14 protein-coding genes are annotated in these 15406 nt (G+C 73.1%); 12 read left to right on the top strand and 2 right to left on the bottom strand.

Annotated elements, in window-relative coordinates:
- The first annotated feature begins 146 nt into the window (after positions 1 to 146).
- The 3 genes from BJ982_RS05645 (at position 147) to BJ982_RS05635 (ending at position 1742) form a co-directional block, all read left to right on the top strand.
- A complete protein-coding gene (locus tag BJ982_RS05645; RefSeq protein ID WP_221482276.1) occupies positions 147 to 323 on the top strand; it encodes a hypothetical protein in 177 nt (58 codons plus the stop codon).
- Between the two features lie 9 nt (positions 324 to 332).
- Positions 333 to 1271, top strand: coding sequence for a GlxA family transcriptional regulator (locus BJ982_RS05640; RefSeq protein ID WP_184877227.1), 939 nt, complete (start codon positions 333 to 335; stop codon positions 1269 to 1271).
- A gap of 177 nt (positions 1272 to 1448) precedes the next feature.
- The gene (locus BJ982_RS05635; RefSeq protein ID WP_184877225.1) at positions 1449 to 1742 is read left to right on the top strand and encodes a sulfurtransferase TusA family protein; all 294 of its coding nucleotides are present in this window, start codon (positions 1449 to 1451) and stop codon (positions 1740 to 1742) included.
- 39 nt (positions 1743 to 1781) lie between these two features.
- Here BJ982_RS05635 and BJ982_RS05630 read toward each other — a convergent pair whose 3' ends face one another.
- Positions 1782 to 2306, bottom strand: a complete 525-nt coding sequence (locus BJ982_RS05630; RefSeq protein WP_184877223.1) for an Lrp/AsnC family transcriptional regulator — start codon at positions 2304 to 2306, stop codon at positions 1782 to 1784.
- Positions 2307 to 2418: 112 nt separating this feature from the next.
- Between BJ982_RS05630 and pdhA the strand changes: the two genes are divergently transcribed.
- The 4 genes from pdhA to BJ982_RS05610 all read left to right on the top strand — a co-directional run bounded on the left by pdhA (position 2419) and on the right by BJ982_RS05610 (position 7683).
- Entirely contained in the window at positions 2419 to 3531 is a 1113-nt protein-coding gene (gene pdhA, locus BJ982_RS05625) for a pyruvate dehydrogenase (acetyl-transferring) E1 component subunit alpha (RefSeq protein WP_184877221.1), read from the top strand.
- Positions 3528 to 4553: an alpha-ketoacid dehydrogenase subunit beta gene (locus BJ982_RS05620; protein WP_184877219.1), complete on the top strand. Its 1026-nt coding sequence runs from the start codon at positions 3528 to 3530 to the stop codon at positions 4551 to 4553. The genes pdhA and BJ982_RS05620 overlap by 4 nt, the downstream gene beginning before the upstream one ends.
- Positions 4550 to 6022: a dihydrolipoamide acetyltransferase family protein gene (locus tag BJ982_RS40270; protein ID WP_184877217.1), complete on the top strand. Its 1473-nt coding sequence runs from the start codon at positions 4550 to 4552 to the stop codon at positions 6020 to 6022. Before BJ982_RS05620 ends, BJ982_RS40270 begins: the two co-directional genes overlap by 4 nt.
- Before the next feature lie 695 nt (positions 6023 to 6717).
- Positions 6718 to 7683, top strand: coding sequence for a ParB/RepB/Spo0J family partition protein (locus tag BJ982_RS05610; RefSeq protein ID WP_239123289.1), 966 nt, complete (start codon positions 6718 to 6720; stop codon positions 7681 to 7683).
- A 69-nt stretch (positions 7684 to 7752) separates the two neighbouring features.
- On the opposite strand, the gene BJ982_RS05605 is transcribed toward BJ982_RS05610, so the two are convergent.
- Entirely contained in the window at positions 7753 to 8865 is a 1113-nt protein-coding gene (locus BJ982_RS05605; RefSeq protein WP_184877213.1) for a histidinol-phosphate transaminase, read from the bottom strand.
- A 224-nt stretch (positions 8866 to 9089) separates the two neighbouring features.
- On the opposite strand from BJ982_RS05605, the gene BJ982_RS05600 reads away from it, so the two are divergent.
- The 5 genes from BJ982_RS05600 (at position 9090) to BJ982_RS05580 (ending at position 15389) form a co-directional block, all read left to right on the top strand.
- On the top strand, positions 9090 to 10085 hold the full coding sequence (locus tag BJ982_RS05600) for a class I SAM-dependent methyltransferase (RefSeq protein ID WP_184877211.1): 996 nt from the start codon (positions 9090 to 9092) through the stop codon (positions 10083 to 10085).
- Positions 10086 to 10170: 85 nt separating this feature from the next.
- Complete coding sequence (locus tag BJ982_RS05595) at positions 10171 to 10401, top strand: MbtH family protein (RefSeq protein WP_184877209.1); 231 nt, start codon at positions 10171 to 10173, stop codon at positions 10399 to 10401.
- Between the two features lie 36 nt (positions 10402 to 10437).
- Positions 10438 to 11484 carry a class I SAM-dependent methyltransferase gene (locus BJ982_RS05590; RefSeq protein WP_184877207.1) on the top strand — a complete coding sequence of 349 codons (1047 nt, stop codon included), beginning with the start codon at positions 10438 to 10440 and terminating at the stop codon, positions 11482 to 11484.
- 1 nt (position 11485) lies between these two features.
- Positions 11486 to 14158, top strand: a complete 2673-nt coding sequence (locus BJ982_RS05585; protein WP_203959288.1) for an amino acid adenylation domain-containing protein — start codon at positions 11486 to 11488, stop codon at positions 14156 to 14158.
- A 4-nt stretch (positions 14159 to 14162) separates the two neighbouring features.
- Entirely contained in the window at positions 14163 to 15389 is a 1227-nt protein-coding gene (locus BJ982_RS05580) for a condensation domain-containing protein (protein ID WP_184877203.1), read from the top strand.
- The last annotated feature ends 17 nt before the right edge of the window (positions 15390 to 15406 follow it).

Here is a 15406-nt window from a genome sequence, read left to right as displayed (position 1 = left end):
GGCGGGAGTGCTCGGAGGAGGGCCCGGAGGGACGAGTGCCAGAGGGGCGGGGATTCCGAGAGGGGGCCCGGAGGACGGGGTACTGGAGGGATGGGGAGGTGGGGCGGGGGCGGTGGGTGGACGGGGGTGGCGGATAGCTTTCGGGCATGCACACTGTCGCCGTGCTGGCGCTCGATCAGGTGATCCCGTTCGATCTGTCCACCCCGATCGAGGTGTTCACCCGCACGAGAGTGCCGGACGGCCGTCCCGGCTATCAGGTGCGCGTCTGCGCCGAGCGTCCGGAGGTGGACGCGGGGACGGTGGGTGGAGGGGGAGGTGGATAGCTTTCGGGCATGCACACTGTCGCCGTGCTGGCGCTCGATCAGGTGATCCCGTTCGATCTGTCCACCCCGATCGAGGTGTTCACCCGCACGAGAGTGCCGGACGGCCGTCCCGGTTATCAGGTGCGCGTCTGCGCCGAGCGTCCGGAGGTGGACGCGGGCGTGTTCACGCTGCGCGCCCCGTGGGGGCTGGACGGCCTCGCGGACGCCGGCACGATCATCGTCCCGGGCACCGCGAACCCGGCGGACCCGCCGTCGCCGGCCGTCCGCCACGCCCTCAGGGCCGCCGCCGCCCGCGGCACCCGTATCGCCTCCATCTGCTCGGGCACCTTCACGCTGGCCGCCGCGGGACTGCTCGGCGGCCTGCGCGCCACCACCCACTGGGCCGCGGCGGGCCGGTTGGCCGCCACGTACCCGGACATCGAGGTGGACCCCGACGTCCTCTACGTCGACAACGGGCAGATCCTCACCTCCGCGGGCGCCGCGGCCGGGCTGGACCTGTGCCTGCACCTGATCCGCCGTGACCACGGCTCGGCCGTGGCGGCCGACGCCGCCCGGCTGTCGGTCATGCCGCTGGAGCGGGAAGGCGGCCAGGCCCAGTTCATCGTCCAGCCCCTCGCGCCCATGCCGCGGGGCTCCGCGTTCGAGCCCCTGCTCACCTGGCTGCAGGAGTCCCTGGCCCGCGAACTGACCCTCGCCGACATCGCCGCCCACGCGGGCATGAGCCCCCGCACGCTGCTGCGCCGCTTCCGCGAGCAGACCGGCACGACCCCGCTTCGCTGGCTGCACCGGGCCCGCGTCCGCCAGGCCCAGCACCTGCTGGAGAGCACCGATCACACGGTCGAACGCATCGGCGCCGAGGTCGGGTTCACCTCGCCCACCGCGTTCCGGGACCGCTTCAAGCGGGTCACGGGCGTGAGCCCGCACGCCTACCGGCGCGCGTTCCGCTGAACCGTCCAGGGCGCCGGTCCGGCGTGTCCGATTCCGCTGAGCCGTCCGCGGCTCCGGTCCGGCGTGTCCCGTTCCGTCCGGCCACCTGCTGTCTTCTACGCTGTTCCCGGATTATCGGAGGTCTGTGGTGAAGCCGGAACGTCGTACGACGCGCCGCCTGGCGGCCGGGGCCGCGGCATGACCGCCGGGCAGGGCGGCGCGCCCGTGGTGATGGATGGTGGCGACCGCCGCTGCGTCCAACTCCTGATCGAGCTGCGCCGTCTGGTCGCGGAGCTGCCCGCGGGCACCGTCGTGCATCTGATCGCCACCGACCCGGCCGCGCCGATCGACCTGCCCGCCTGGTGCCACCTGACCGGCCACGCCTACCTCGGCCCGGTCTCCGCCGGTGAACGCCCCACCTACGCCCTCCAGGTCCGGACCGAGGCCCGCGCCACCCACCCCCAGTCCCCCTGGCGCATCAGCGGCCCCTGACCCCTTCACCCCCCGCCCCGCGAGCGCTCGCCGGACGGCTCAGACGGCGTCGTGCGACGCCGTTCCCCCGGGGGCGAGCGGCCCGGCCTGCTCCTCGAAGACCAGCCAGGTGCGGGTGGAGCGGACGCCCTCGACCGCGTGGATCCTGGCGAGGACGATGTCGCGCAGCGCGGCGGTGCCGGGCGCGCGCACCAGCATGATGAGGTCCACGTCGCCGCCGACGAACGCCAGATGCTGGACATAGGGCACGTCGCACAGCGTGCCGGACACCGTCCGCCACGCGTTCTGGTCGATGGTGACCAGGACGTACGCCGTGAGGCCGAGCCCGGCGCGGGCCGGATCGATGCGGGCGGTGAACCCGGTGATGACCCCGTCCTCGACCATGCGCTCGACCCGCGCGTAGACGTTCGACCGGGAGACGCGCACGCGTTCGGCGAGGGCGCGCATCGACATGCGCCCGTCGGCGCTCAGCTCGCGCAGGATCGCGTGGTCGACGTCGTCGAGCGCCGCCGATCGTCCCGCCGGATCGGCGTCCGGCAACGCGGGGAACGACAGATGGTCCATCAGAACAGCCTCTCAGAGCCAAATATCCCGACTTTATCCCAGCTCTTGAGACATATGGCCGTATTGGCTCATATTCCTACCCAGATGGCCGAGCAAGGAGGTCGGTGCCCGTATGACGGATCGACACCAGGGCGGCCGCCCCGGGCCGCTGCTTCCCTCGGAGCGGCCGGTCCGCTTCCTGACCGACGGCGGCACGCCCGCGCGCGGCCGTCACCCCTACCCCGAACCCGATCAGGAATTGCTCCTGCGGGCCTACCGGCGCATGGTCGTGGGCCGCCGCTTCGACGCCCAGGCCACCGCGCTCACCAAGCAGGGCCGCCTCGCCGTCTACCCCTCCAGCCGGGGGCAGGAGGCGTGCCAGGTCGGCGCCGTGCTCGCCCTCGACGACGGCGACTGGCTGTTCCCCACCTACCGGGAGTCGGTCGCGCTGGTGACCCGCGGCATCCCCCCGGTCGAGGTCCTCTCGCTGCTGCGGGGCGACGCCCACTGCGGCTACGACCCGCACCGCCACCACGTCGCGCCGCAGTGCACGCCGCTGGCCACCCAGACCGTGCACGCCGCCGGTCTCGCCTACGCCGAACGGCGCAAGGGGAGCGGCCGCGTCGTGCTCGTCTTCGTCGGCGACGGCGCGACCAGCGAGGGCGACTTCCACGAGGCGCTGAACTTCGCCGCCGTGTTCCGGGCGCCGGTGGTGTTCCTGGTGCAGAACAACAGGTACGCCATCTCGGTGCCGCTGGAGCGGCAGACCGCGGCGCCCGCCCTGGCGTACAAGGGCATCGGGTACGGCGTGCGGTCGGAGCAGGTGGACGGGAACGACGCCGTGGCGGTGCTCGCCGTGCTCGGCGCCGCCGTCGCGCACGCGCGCTCGGGCGGAGGGCCGTTCCTCGTCGAGGCGCACACCTACCGCCTGGAACCGCACACCAACGCCGACGACGCCACCCGGTACCGCGCGGACGCGGAGACCGAACAGTGGCGGCGGCGCGACCCGATCGCCCGCCTGAAGGCGTACCTGCGCCGCAGCGGGCGGCTCGGCGACGACGAGGCGGCCGCGATCGCCGCCGAGGCCGAGGAGGTCGCGGCCCGGCTGCGCGCCGGGATGAACGCCGACCCCGACCTCGCCCCCCTCGACCTGTTCGCCCACGTCTACCGGGAGCCGACGCCGCAACTGGCCGAGCAGCGCGCGCTCCTGCGGTCCGAACTCCAGGCCGAGGAGGTGCCGGCATGACCCCGGCGGCCGGTACGACGATGGCGCAGGCGCTCAACGCCGCGCTGCGGGACGCCCTGGACGGCGACGAACGCGTCCTGGTCTTCGGCGAGGACGTCGGCCCGCTCGGCGGCGTCTTCCGCGTCACCGACGGCCTGACCGCGAAGTTCGGCGAGGACCGCTGTTTCGACACGCCGCTCGCCGAGTCCGGGATCGTCGGCTTCGCCGTCGGGATGGCCATGGGCGGCTTCCGGCCCGTGGTCGAGATGCAGTTCGACGCGTTCGCCTACCCGGCCTTCGAACAGATCGCCTCGCACGTGGCCAAGATGCGCAACCGCACCCGCGGCCGGGTCGAGCTGCCGATCGTCATCCGGATCCCCTACGCCGGCGGGATCGGCGGGGTCGAGCACCACTGCGACTCCAGCGAGGGGTACTACGCGCACACGCCGGGGCTGAAGGTCGTCACGCCCGCCACGGTGGCGGACGCGTACTCGCTGCTGCGCGAGGCGATCGACGACCCCGACCCGGTGATCTTCCTGGAGCCCAAGAAGCTGTACTGGTCCAAGGCGCAGGTCGCGCTGCCGGCGCGCACCGAGCCCTTCGGCCGCGCCGCGATCCGCCGCCCCGGCGCGGACGCGACCGTGGTCGCCTACGGGCCCGCCGTGCCGGTGGCCCTGGAGGCCGCCGAGGCCGCGGCGGAGGAAGGCTGGGACCTGGAGGTCCTCGACCTGCGCACGATCGTGCCCTTCGACGACGACACCGTCGTCGCGTCGGTGCGCCGCACCGGCCGGTGCGTGGTGCTGAGCGAGGCCGCCGGGTTCGGCGGCGTCGGCGCCGAGATCGCCGCGCGGGTGCAGGAGCGCTGCTTCCACAGCCTGCTCGCGCCCGTGCTGCGCGTGACCGGGTTCGACATCCCCTACCCGCCGCCCATGCTGGAGCACCACCACCTGCCGAGCGTCGACCGGATCCTGGACGCGCTGGACCGCCTGCAGCGCGACGACGAGCCGGATACCCGCTACCTCCTGGCCGGAGGTGTGGCGTGAACGCGTCCGGCGCGGAGCAGATCTTCCGGCTGCCCGACCTCGGGGAAGGACTGACGGAGGCCGAGATCCTGGAATGGCGGGTGGCCGCCGGTGATGTCGTCACCGTCGACCAGATCGTCGTCGAGGTCGAGACGGCCAAGGCCGCCGTCGAGGTGCCGGTCCCGGTCGCCGGGACGGTCGCACGGCTGTACGGCGAGCCGGGGTCGGTCGTCGGCGTGGGCGAGCCGCTCATCGCGGTGACGACCGCCGGCAAGCGGGACGGGAAGGAGGAGCGGGACGGGAAGGACGAGCGGTACCGGGAAGAGGAACGCGCGGGCTCGGGCAACGTGCTCGTCGGCTACGGCACCGGCCCGGCACGCCGATCCCGCCGCCGCGCCGCGCGCCGCACCAAGGCTGCGTCGTCCCCATCGGCCCGCTCGTTCCATTCGTCCGGTACGGCATCGTCCGCGCCGTCCGGTGCCGTCTCGCCTGCGTCGTCCGGGCCCGCCGCGGCGGCCGGCGTGCCGGTGCGGGCGGAGGTGCCGCGGGTCATTTCTCCCGTCGTACGCCGCCTGGCGCGCGAGCGTCTCGTCGACCTCGCCGGGCTGACCCCCAGCGGTCCCGGCGGCGTCGTGCTCCGCCGCGACATCGACGCCGCGGCGTCCGCCCAGACCGCCCAGACCGCCCAGACCGCCCAGACCGCCCAGACCGCACGGGACGCCGTGGTGCCCGTTAAGGGCAGGCCGGACGCCGTGGTGCCGGCGCAGGCCGGGCCCTCGGTGCTGGAGGAGGCGGGGGAGCCGGTGCGGGTCCCGTTGCGGGGAGTGCGGCGGGCCGTCGCCGAGAAGCTCGCCCGGAGCAGGCGCGAGATCCCCGACGCGACGACCTGGGTCGACGTCGACGCCTCCGCCCTGGTGGAGCTCAAGGCCGGCATCGCCCGGGCCCGCCCGGACGCCGGGGTCGGGATGCTCGCGCTCTTCGCGCGGATCTGCGTGGCGGGCCTGCGGGAGTTCCCCGAGCTCAACGCCTACGTGGACACCGAGCGCGAGGAGATCGTGCGGCTGCCCCGGATCAACCTGGGCTTCGCCGCGCAGACCGACCGGGGGCTCGTCGTCCCGGTCGTGCACGACGCGCACCGCCTCACCCTGACCGAGCTCGCCGCCCGGCTGCGGGAGCGCACGGAGCAGGCCCGCGCGGGCGCCCTCACGCCGCGGCGGCTCACCGGGGGGACGTTCACCCTCAACAACTACGGAGTCTTCGGGGTGGACGGCTCCACGCCGATCATCAATCATCCCGAGGCCGCCATGCTCGGCGTCGGGCGGATCATCGACCGGCCGTGGGCGCACGAGGGCGAGATAAGGCTCCGCAAGGTCACGCAACTGTCGTTCACGTTCGACCACCGGGTCTGCGACGGGGGAGTCGCCGGGGGGTTCCTCCGCTTCGTCGCCGACTGTGTCGAGCGCCCGGAGGTGCTGGTCGCCAACCTGTGAGAGCCACGGCACGCGGTGGTGTCACGACGGCGGCCCCGGCGCCCAAAGCGGTCGCACCAAAGCCGGTGAAGGTCGGCATCCTGACCAACCCTAAAGGGTGTCCAGTCGAGGTTGTAGTCATCCGGACACTCCGCAATAATCAGATCTTGCTGATCAACGACTAACAACCGTTCCGCGTGCCTTCGTGAGACGATCGGAGTTGTCATGCAGCGTCGGCCCCGCAGTCGTGCAGGCAGCTCCGGCCCGGTGTTCGAGCAAAGGCCGACGACAATGTGAGTGCGACTCGTGAATGGTGTTCCGATTCCCGCCTCGGTTTCGGAGCCGGTCCGTGATCGAGGGCGACGAGCGCACATTGAGGTGCCGCGGCACGTTCGGCTGACACGCCGCGGGTAATGCCCTCTCTGCGGGGCATCTTCCGAATTCAATGGTACGGGGCCCACGCGGTGGAGGGCGCTCGTCTTCGTCACGGCTGCCATTGACGATGGGGGTCGAACCCTTAGTTGAATGATCCCCGGACGCCAACCCAATAGATGATTTCGGCGCGCGAAGACGATCCGATCGCGAGCGGTGTTCTTCTCGCGCGCCATACGCCGGGAGGTGGCCTGACGTTTCCACGCAGATGGTCGACGGGGGAGGAGCGGAAGTTGAGCGAGCTCAGATCGGGCGAGGGAGCGGATAAGAGCAATACTCATTCGGTGCCCATCGAGCTGTTGGCGGTGGGGGACGGTCCGCGATTAACAGGGGTGGACGTCACGCATGCCCGGCGGCTGATGGAGGTCGTCGAGGAACTGCCCCCCATAATCGTCCACCGCAGCACCATGCGGGTCATCGACGGCATGCACCGGCTGCGCGCCGCGCAGCTGGTCGGCAGGGACACCGTCGAGGTCAGGTTCTTCGAGGGCAGCGAGGACAGCGCGTTCGTCAGGGCGGTCGAGGAGAACGTCAGACACGGACTGCCTCTGTCCGCGGCCGAGCGCAGGACCGCCGCCGCGAGGATCATGACGTCCCACCCGGACTGGTCCGACCGGCGGATCGCCGCCGTCGTCGGGCTGTCGCCGAAGACGGTGGCCGAGATCCGGTCCGCGAGCGACTCCCTGCGGAGGGCGGGAGAGGTACGGCTCGGACGCGACGGGCGCGCGCGGCCGGTCGACGCGGCCAGCGGCCGCAAGCTCGCCGGCTGGCTGGTCGCCGAGCGGCCGGACGCGTCGCTGCGCGAGATCGCGAAGATCGCGGGGATCTCGCCGGAGACCGTGCGCGACGTGCGGAACCGGGTGGAGCGCGGCGAGGATCCGGTGCCGCAGAGCCGTCGCACCCGGTCCGGCGGTGGCGGCCGCCCCCGGCACGACGCCGGCCATGCGCGCGCGCAACCGGGCCGGGTCGTCGGGCGGATCCCGAACGGGCTGGCGTCCCACGACGAACAGGTGGCCCTCGTCCACGCGTTGCGCCGGGACCCGTCCTTGCGCTTCTCGGCGGGCGGCCGGCTGCTGCTGCGCTGGCTGGAGCTCTCCCAGGTGGCGGTGCGGGAGTGGGACGACATTCTGCGCGCCGTGCCGAGCCACCGGGTGCAGCAGGTGGCGAAACTCGCCAAATCGTGCGCCGAAGACTGGGCCCGGCTGGCCGACCAGGTCAGCAGCCAGGCGGCGAGCCAGCCGAGCGCGTGACACGACGGGCGGGGTGTCCGGCCGCCGACGTCCGCGGTTGGACGACCTGACGGTGTCCAACTGCAGATGTCAGCAGTTGGACACCCTCGCCGGGCCGTCGGCCTCCGGTGACGGGCTCTTCGCCCGCCAGGCCGCCGCCGCGGCCAGGAACGCGTCGTTGTCGGCGGGCGATCCGATCGACACCCGCAGCCCCTCCCCGGGGAACACCCGCACCGCGACCCCCGCGTCGCCGCACCGGTCGCCGAACTTGCCGGCGGCGGCGCCCATGCGCAGCCACAGGAAGTTGGACTCGCTGCGCGGCACGGCCCACCCCGCGGCGGCCAGCTCCCCGTGCACCCGCGCCCGTTCGGCGACCACCTCGTCGACCTGCGAGAACAGCTCCTTCTGACGGGCCAGCGCCGCCAGCGCCGCGGCCTGCGCCACGGCGCTCACCGAATAGGGGAGGTAGGCCTTGCGCAGCAGGGCGACGACGTCGGGCGGGCCCACGAGATATCCGACGCGCAGGCCCGCGAGCCCGTAGGCCTTGGAGAAGGTGCGCAGCACGACGACGTTGGGACGGTCGGCGGTCAGGGCGATCGCGCTGCGCGCCCCGGGGTGGCGCACGTACTCGAAGTAGGCCTCGTCGACCGCGATCAGGCGGTCCGCGGGCACCCGGTCGGCGAACGCGCGCAGGTCGTCGTGGCCGAGCAGGGTGCCGGTCGGGTTGTTCGGATTGCAGACCAGGATGAGCCGGGTGTTCTCCCCGACGCGGTCGGCCATGGCGTTCAGGTCGGGGCGCTCGTCCACCAGCGGGACGCGGACGCCGCGGACGCCGGCGAGGTCGGCGAGCACCGGATACAGCTCGAACGACCGCCACGCGTACATCACCTCGGCGCCGGCGTCGGCGACGGCCTGGAGGAGCATCTGGAGCAGGGCGACGGAACCGGCGCCCAGTGCCACCCGGTCCTCGGTGACGCCGTGCGCCCGGGCGATCCGCGCGGTCAGTTCCGTCCCGCCGAAATCGGGATAGCGGTTGATCGTCCGGGCCGCCTCGGTGATCGCCGCGACGATGTCGGTGAGCGGCTCGTGCGGGGACTCGTTCGCCGCGAGAAGGTGAGAATCGCCCGCCGCCGACCGAACGGCTCTCGACGGTTCATAGGCGGGCAGACCATCGAATATAGAGCGGAAACGCGGCTTTCCCATGAATCCTCCTCATCCCAAGTCGGTTCCGACGGTAGCCAACGCGCCGAGGCGGCGACAGCGCGCCGTGAACGGCGGACGCTTCGTCCGCGCGACGCCCGCCGCGTTCTTATCGCGGTACGGGATTACTTGATTGGACGGCGGCGCAGGCCTGACGATGGCACCACCCGGTACACCCCTGCCGATACTCCTCTTTTTGGACGCAGCCCTTGACTTTGGAGCGACCAATGAGCATCGACCAATCCATTCATCCCGGTGAGACGGCCGCGGATCTGGCGGCGGTCGCCGCTCTGCTGGAGATCGCGGAGGAAATCGGAATATCCCCGTTGCTGGACCGGGCGGAGCCTTTCACGATCGAGGACGTCGCCACCGCGGCGGCGGCTCCCGCGGGAAACTGCGCCGAATTCGTGAACGCGTTGCTGGCCGCGGGACTGATCGATCGCGTCGGCGACTCCGAGCGGTTCCAGCCCAGCCCTGACATGGCCGACCGCAGGTACGAGGCGGGGTACGTGCTGTGGGCCATGAACGCCAACCGGCCGTACATCGAGAACGCGCCGGAGTTTCTCAGGGATCCCGGCGGGGCGGCCAGGAAGTACGACCGCGACGGCCGATGGGTGGCGACGTCGTCGCGCTGGGTCGGGTCGCAGGGCTTCTATCCCCGCGCCTTCTCCGAGATCGTGAACCTCCGCCCGGCCAAGGTGGCCGACCTGGGCGCGGGCGTGGGCGGCCTGCTCATCCACCTGCTGCGCACGCTCCCGGACAGCGTCGGCACCGCGATCGACATGAGCGCCGCGGCCTGCGAGGAGGCCGGGCGCGCCGCGCGGCGCGCCGGGGTGGCCGACCGCCTCACCGTGGTGAACCGGAAGATCGAGTCGCTGGTGGAGGACCCCTCGCCGGTGCGGGACGCCGACGTCGTGCACGCCGGTTTCGTCATGCACGACGTCGTGGGCGACCCCGAGACGTTCACGGCGGTCCTGCGCGCCTGCCGGGAGGCGACGGCGAAAGGATGCCGCCTGATCGTCACCGACGCGGTGCCGTACGTGCCCGCGTCCCGGGAACGGGCCTTCAGCGCGCTTTTCACCTATCTGCACGGGACGTCGATGAACGTTCGGCTGCCCACCGAAGAACAATGGCTGGCGTTGTTCCGCCGCGCGGGTTACACCGACGTCACGTCCGTGCCGCACCGCATGCCGGGCGGCCGCATGTTCGTGGCCGGCGGCTGACCCGCTCCGTTCGCGTCGCCGGACGGGCTCCGTGACGCGGGCCGCCGATCGGCCGACCCACCTATTCCTGCCAAAGGGGCTCAGTGTGCCGGAAAACCCTTTCGACCATGTCGATGGTGCGTTCCTGGTCCTCGTCAACCACGAGCGTCAGCATTCTCTCTGGCTGCCTTCCGTGGACGTTCCCGCGGGATGGGACGTGGTCCACGAAGGATCGAGAACCGACTGCCTGGATTATGTCGAGCGCAATTGGACCGACCTGCGCCCGGCGAGTCTGGCGCGCGCCCTGGACGAATCCGCCCGGCGGCCCGCGGAGTAGACCGGTGTTCTCTCCAGCGAGCAGGAGCCGCGCTTCATGACCGTCAACTCACGCCTGGAAACCGCTGTGCGATCACCGGCCAAGGACCGATATCTTCCGTCCGCCTCCCTTGACGAATACCTCCGCATGGTGGCGGTCCGCCACCCGGAGTTGCGCGCGAGGCTGGACGACGCGCGGATGCGGTCGGCCGACCGGTTGTCGGCCCTGGTGTCCACGGTGAACGAGTTCGAGACCGACGCGAGCGGCCGGGGCGATTCCTACCGCAAGGCGCAGCAGGACGTGTCGGTGCGGTGGACCGGGGCCCGGCGGTTGCTGCGGCTCGCCACGCCCGCCGGCGCGACCGGCGACGTTACGGTGCTCGACGTGCTCGGCGGCGACGGCCTGATCGCGCGCGCGGTGGCCGAGAACGCCGGCGGGACCGCGGCGGCGCCGACCGTCCTGACCGGCGACATCTCCGGCACGATGGTCGAACGGGCGCTGGCCATGGGCCTTCCCGCGGTGCGCCAGGCGGCCGACTACCTCTTCCTGCGCGACGCGTCGGTGGACGCGGTGCTGCTGGCCTACGGCACCCACCACATCGCCCCCGCGGACCGGCCCCGGGCCATGGCGGAGGCGCTCCGCGTCACCCGCCCCGGGGGACGTGTGGTCATCCACGATTTCGACGAGGCCAGCCCCATGGCCCGGTTCTTCGCCGAACTGGTGCATCCGCACTCGGCGGCGGGCCACGACTACCGGCACTTCTCCCGCGAGGACATGGTGGCGCTGTTCCAGCGACTGCCGGCGGGCGTGCGTGTGGTGGACGTCTACGACCCGCTCGTGGTGCGGGGACGGGACCCGGAGACCGCGCGCCGCCGCATGTGCGACTACGTCGCCGACATGTACGGCATCCACCAGGTCATGGCCGGAGAGAAGGAGTCCTCCTGGCGCCTGCTGGAGGAGATCTTCGACCATTCGGCGTACCTGGCGCGCATCGGCGCCGCCTCGGACACGCCGCACCGCCCAACGGTTCATGAAATGTCCGGATATTGCGTCGCCGAGGTGCCGCGCATGGCGCTCGCGGCGGTCGCGGAAAGGGTGTCGTGAGGTGCCGCCCGTATACCTGCCCGACCTGATCGGGACCACGTCGGCGGACGATCCGGGACGCGCCGCGATCATCGACGTGAACGGCGAGATCTCCTACCCGCGCATGTGGGACCGGGTCGGCCGCACGGTCAGGCAGTTACGGTCCGCGGGCGTGCGCCCCGGCGACCGGGTCGGCCTCTACCTGCCGCGGTCCGCCGAGTACGTGACCTCCCTGCTCGCGGTCACCACCATGGGCGCGGTCGCGGTGCCCATGGATCCGGAGTTCCCGCTCGACCGGCTCGACGGCATGTGCGCCGCCGCCCGGCCCCGCGTGGTGCTGCACACCGGGGACGCCCCGCCCGCCGACGCCGGCGCCGCGCCCTGGCTGCGCCTCGACGAGGACCGCGCCCACCTCGGACCGGTGGCCCCCGGCGACGTGTGGCGCGGAGCGGCCGCCGACGTCCAGCCGGCGATCATCCTGTTCACCTCCGGATCGACGGGCCGGCCCAAGGGCGTGGTGTTGCACCACGCCGGCCTCGTCAACCGGCTGGAGTGGGGGCAGCGCGTCTTCGCCTTCGAGGCCGGCGACCGGGTGCTCCACAAGGCCTCCACCGCGTTCGACGCCGCCATCCACGAGATCTTCGCGCCGCTCGTCGCCGGCGGCACCCTCGTCATCGCCCCGCCCGGCCTGCAGTTCGACAGCCGCGGCCTCGTCCGGCTCATCCGCGAGGCCGAGGTGAGCACGGCGCACTTCATCCCCTCGGTGCTGCGCTACGTGCTGGACGAGGACGAACTGCGGTACTGCACCTCGCTGCGGCGGGTGTTCTGCGGCGGCGAGGCCCTGGACATGGGCCTGGTCCGGCGCCTGCGCGGCATGCTCGGCTGCCGCGTCGTCAACTTCTACGGGCCGACCGAGACGTCGGTGAACGCCACGACGTGGGACGCCGGGGAGCCCTTCGACGGGACCATCGCCCCCATCGGACGGCCGATCGACGGCGTCACCTGCCACGTGCTCGACGAGAACCTCGCCCCGGTGCCCGCCGGGCGGACCGGCGAGCTGTGGATCGGCGGCACCGGGGTGGCGACCGGCTACCTGGACGACGCCGCGCTCACCGCCGGGCGTTTCCTGCCCGACCCGTGGGGCCCCGGCCGCATCTACCGCACCGGCGACCTGGTCCGGCTCGCCCCGGCCGGCTACCTGGAGTTCCGCGGCCGGATCGACGACCAGGTGAAGGTGCGCGGCGTCCGGGTGGAACCCGAGGGCGTGAGCAGCGCGATCCGCCGGCATCCCCTCGTCAGGGACGCCGCCGTCGTCGGCGTGCCCGACGGCGCGGGCGGCGTCCAGCTCGTCGCGTACGTGGCCGCGCGGCGGCCGAACTCGCCCGTGGTCGACGGGCTGCGGCGGATACGGCTGCCGAACGGCCGGCCGATGGCCACGCCGTCCCCCGACGAGACGATGTTCCTGTACCGCCAGATCTTCGAGGAGGACGAGTACGCGCGGTTCGGCATCCGCATCGGGCCCGGCGACACGGTCGTGGACGTCGGGGCGAACGTCGGGCTGTTCGCCCTGTGGGCGCACGACCAGGCCCCCGGGGTGCGCGTCGTGGCGGTGGAGCCCAACCCGGACGTGCTGCCGTACCTGCGCGTCAACCTCGACCTCAACGACGTGCGCGCGCAGGTGGTCCCGGTCGCGGTCACCGACCGGGCCGGCACCGCCACGCTGACCTCGTTCCCCGGCCTCACGTACCTGTCCGGCCTCGGCGCGGACCGCGGCGCGGAGGCGGCCGGCCTGGTCCGGTCGCACCTCGCGCACGCCGCCACGGTGCCGGCCGCCGAGATGGCGGAGCTGCGGCGGGACACCGAGGACCGGCTGCGCGGCACGACGTACACGGTCCAGACGCTCGACCTGTCCACCGTGCTCGACCAGAACGGCGTGGACCGGGTGGACCTGCTGAAGATCAACGTCGAGGGCGCGGAGGGCGGCGTGCTCGGCGGCGTCCGCCCCGACCACTGGGCGCGGGTGCGGCAGGTCTGCCTGGAGGTCGAGCACAGCACCGTCGCGGGACCGCCGATCGTGGCGGCCCTGAAGGAGGCCGGGTTCACGGTGCACACCCAGCACGACTGGATGGTCGGCCGCGACGCCGACGTCAGCTACGTGTACGCCACCAGGGCCACCGACCGCGCGACCGAGCGGCACGGGCCGCACCTGCCGGCCGCGACGGACGCCCTCGTCGCCGCACCGCCATCTCCGGCCCGCGGCGGCGCGAATCGCCCTCCGGAGCTCCTGACGGCCCGCGAGATCCACCGGCACGCCGCCGCCCTGCTGCCGCCCGCGATGCGGCCCGGCCACGTCGTGTTCCTGGAGGACCTGCCGCGGCTGCCCAACGGCAAGGTGTCCCGCCGCGACCTGCCCCCGCCGGACCTGCCGCCCGAGACCGCGGTCGTCCCGGGCGGGGACGGCTCCCCGCGCGAGGTCCTGCGCGAGATCTGGCGGGTGGCGCTGGGCATGGACCAGATCAACGACGACGACGACTTCGTCTCGCTGGGCGGGCACTCGCTGCTCGCGCTCCGCGTCACCGCGCGGGTCCGCGAAGTGACCGGCGCCGACATCGGCCCGGGCCGGTGCCTGCGCGCCACGAGCTTCGCGGGGTGGGCCGGCGAGGTGCTGCGCGCCGCGGACGCCGTGAGGGCGTGATCTCGTGCCCGCCGCCCGACCGCTGACCGGCATGCAGCAGGCCATGCTGGTGCAGGAGGCCCTGACCGGCCGCCCGATGTACACCATGCCGGTGTGCTTCTCCATCACGGGCCGCGTGGACGCCGGAGCGCTCGAACACGCGCTGCACCACGTCATGGGCCGGCATCCCGTCCTGTCGTCCACCTACGACGGCGAGGTCGCCCTCCCGTACACCGGGAGGCTCCCCGGCCTGCGCCGGGTGACCGGCCCCGCACGGGCGGGCGCGCCCGAGCTGGCCGGGCTGTGGGACACGCTGTTCGACCTCGCCGACGAGCCGCCGGTGCGGGCCGTGCTGGTGTCGGACTCCCCGGACGAGCACGCCCTCGGGCTGGCCGTCCACCACGTCGCCGGGGACAGCTGGTCGCTGGCGCTCATGCTGCGCGAGCTCGGCGAGGCGTACGGCGCGGCGGTGCGCGGCGCCGTGCCGGACCTCGGCCCCGCGCCGGACTTCTTCGACCACGCCGCGTGGGAGCAGGAGCAGAGCTGGGACGCCGCGTGGTGGCGGGAACGGCTGCGCGGCGTGACGGTCCCGCCGCGGCCGCGGGCCGAGCCGGGCGACGAGCGGCGCGGCCTGTTCGACGCGGCCGACCTGGAGCTCGACGCCGACGACACCCGGGGCGTCCGGGCTCTGGCCAGGGCCGCGCGGGTGTCGCCGGCCGCGGTGCTGTTCACCGCGGTGAGCGTCGCGGTGGCGGGCGACGGGCGCGAGTCGGTCGTGGGACTGCCGGCCGCCATCCGCGACACCGCGTCGTCGCAGGCCACGGTGGGCCCGCTGATCAACACGCTGCCCGTGCGCACCACGTGGCCGGCCGGGCTGGGCGGCGCCGGCCTGGCCGGGGTCCACGCGGAGTCGATGGACGCCGCCCTGGCCCACAAGGACGTGCCCTACCCGGCCATCCTGCGGGCCGCCGGCCTCCCGCGCGGGCCCGGCGCCGACCCGCTGCTCGTGCACGTGGTCAACGTCGACACCGTGCTCCCGGACCTGCCGCTGCCGGGGATGCGCACCTCGCCCCGGCCCATCGCGCCACGCTGGGCGAACCTGCCCGCGCTGTGGGAGTTCACCTGGGGCACGGTCGGCAACATCCGCGGCGTGCTGCGGGCCGAGGCCGAGTCCTTCACCACCGGGGACGTGCGCGAGCTGGCCGGCCGGTTCCAGCACGCGCTGCGCCGTCTCCTGCAGGAACCACGTTGATCGGCGAAGGGAACCCC

It is taken from the genome of Sphaerisporangium siamense, assembly GCF_014205275.1.
In the GTDB taxonomy this organism is placed as follows: Bacteria; Actinomycetota; Actinomycetes; order Streptosporangiales; family Streptosporangiaceae; genus Sphaerisporangium; species Sphaerisporangium siamense.
This window is presented reverse-complemented; position numbering and strand designations above follow the sequence as displayed.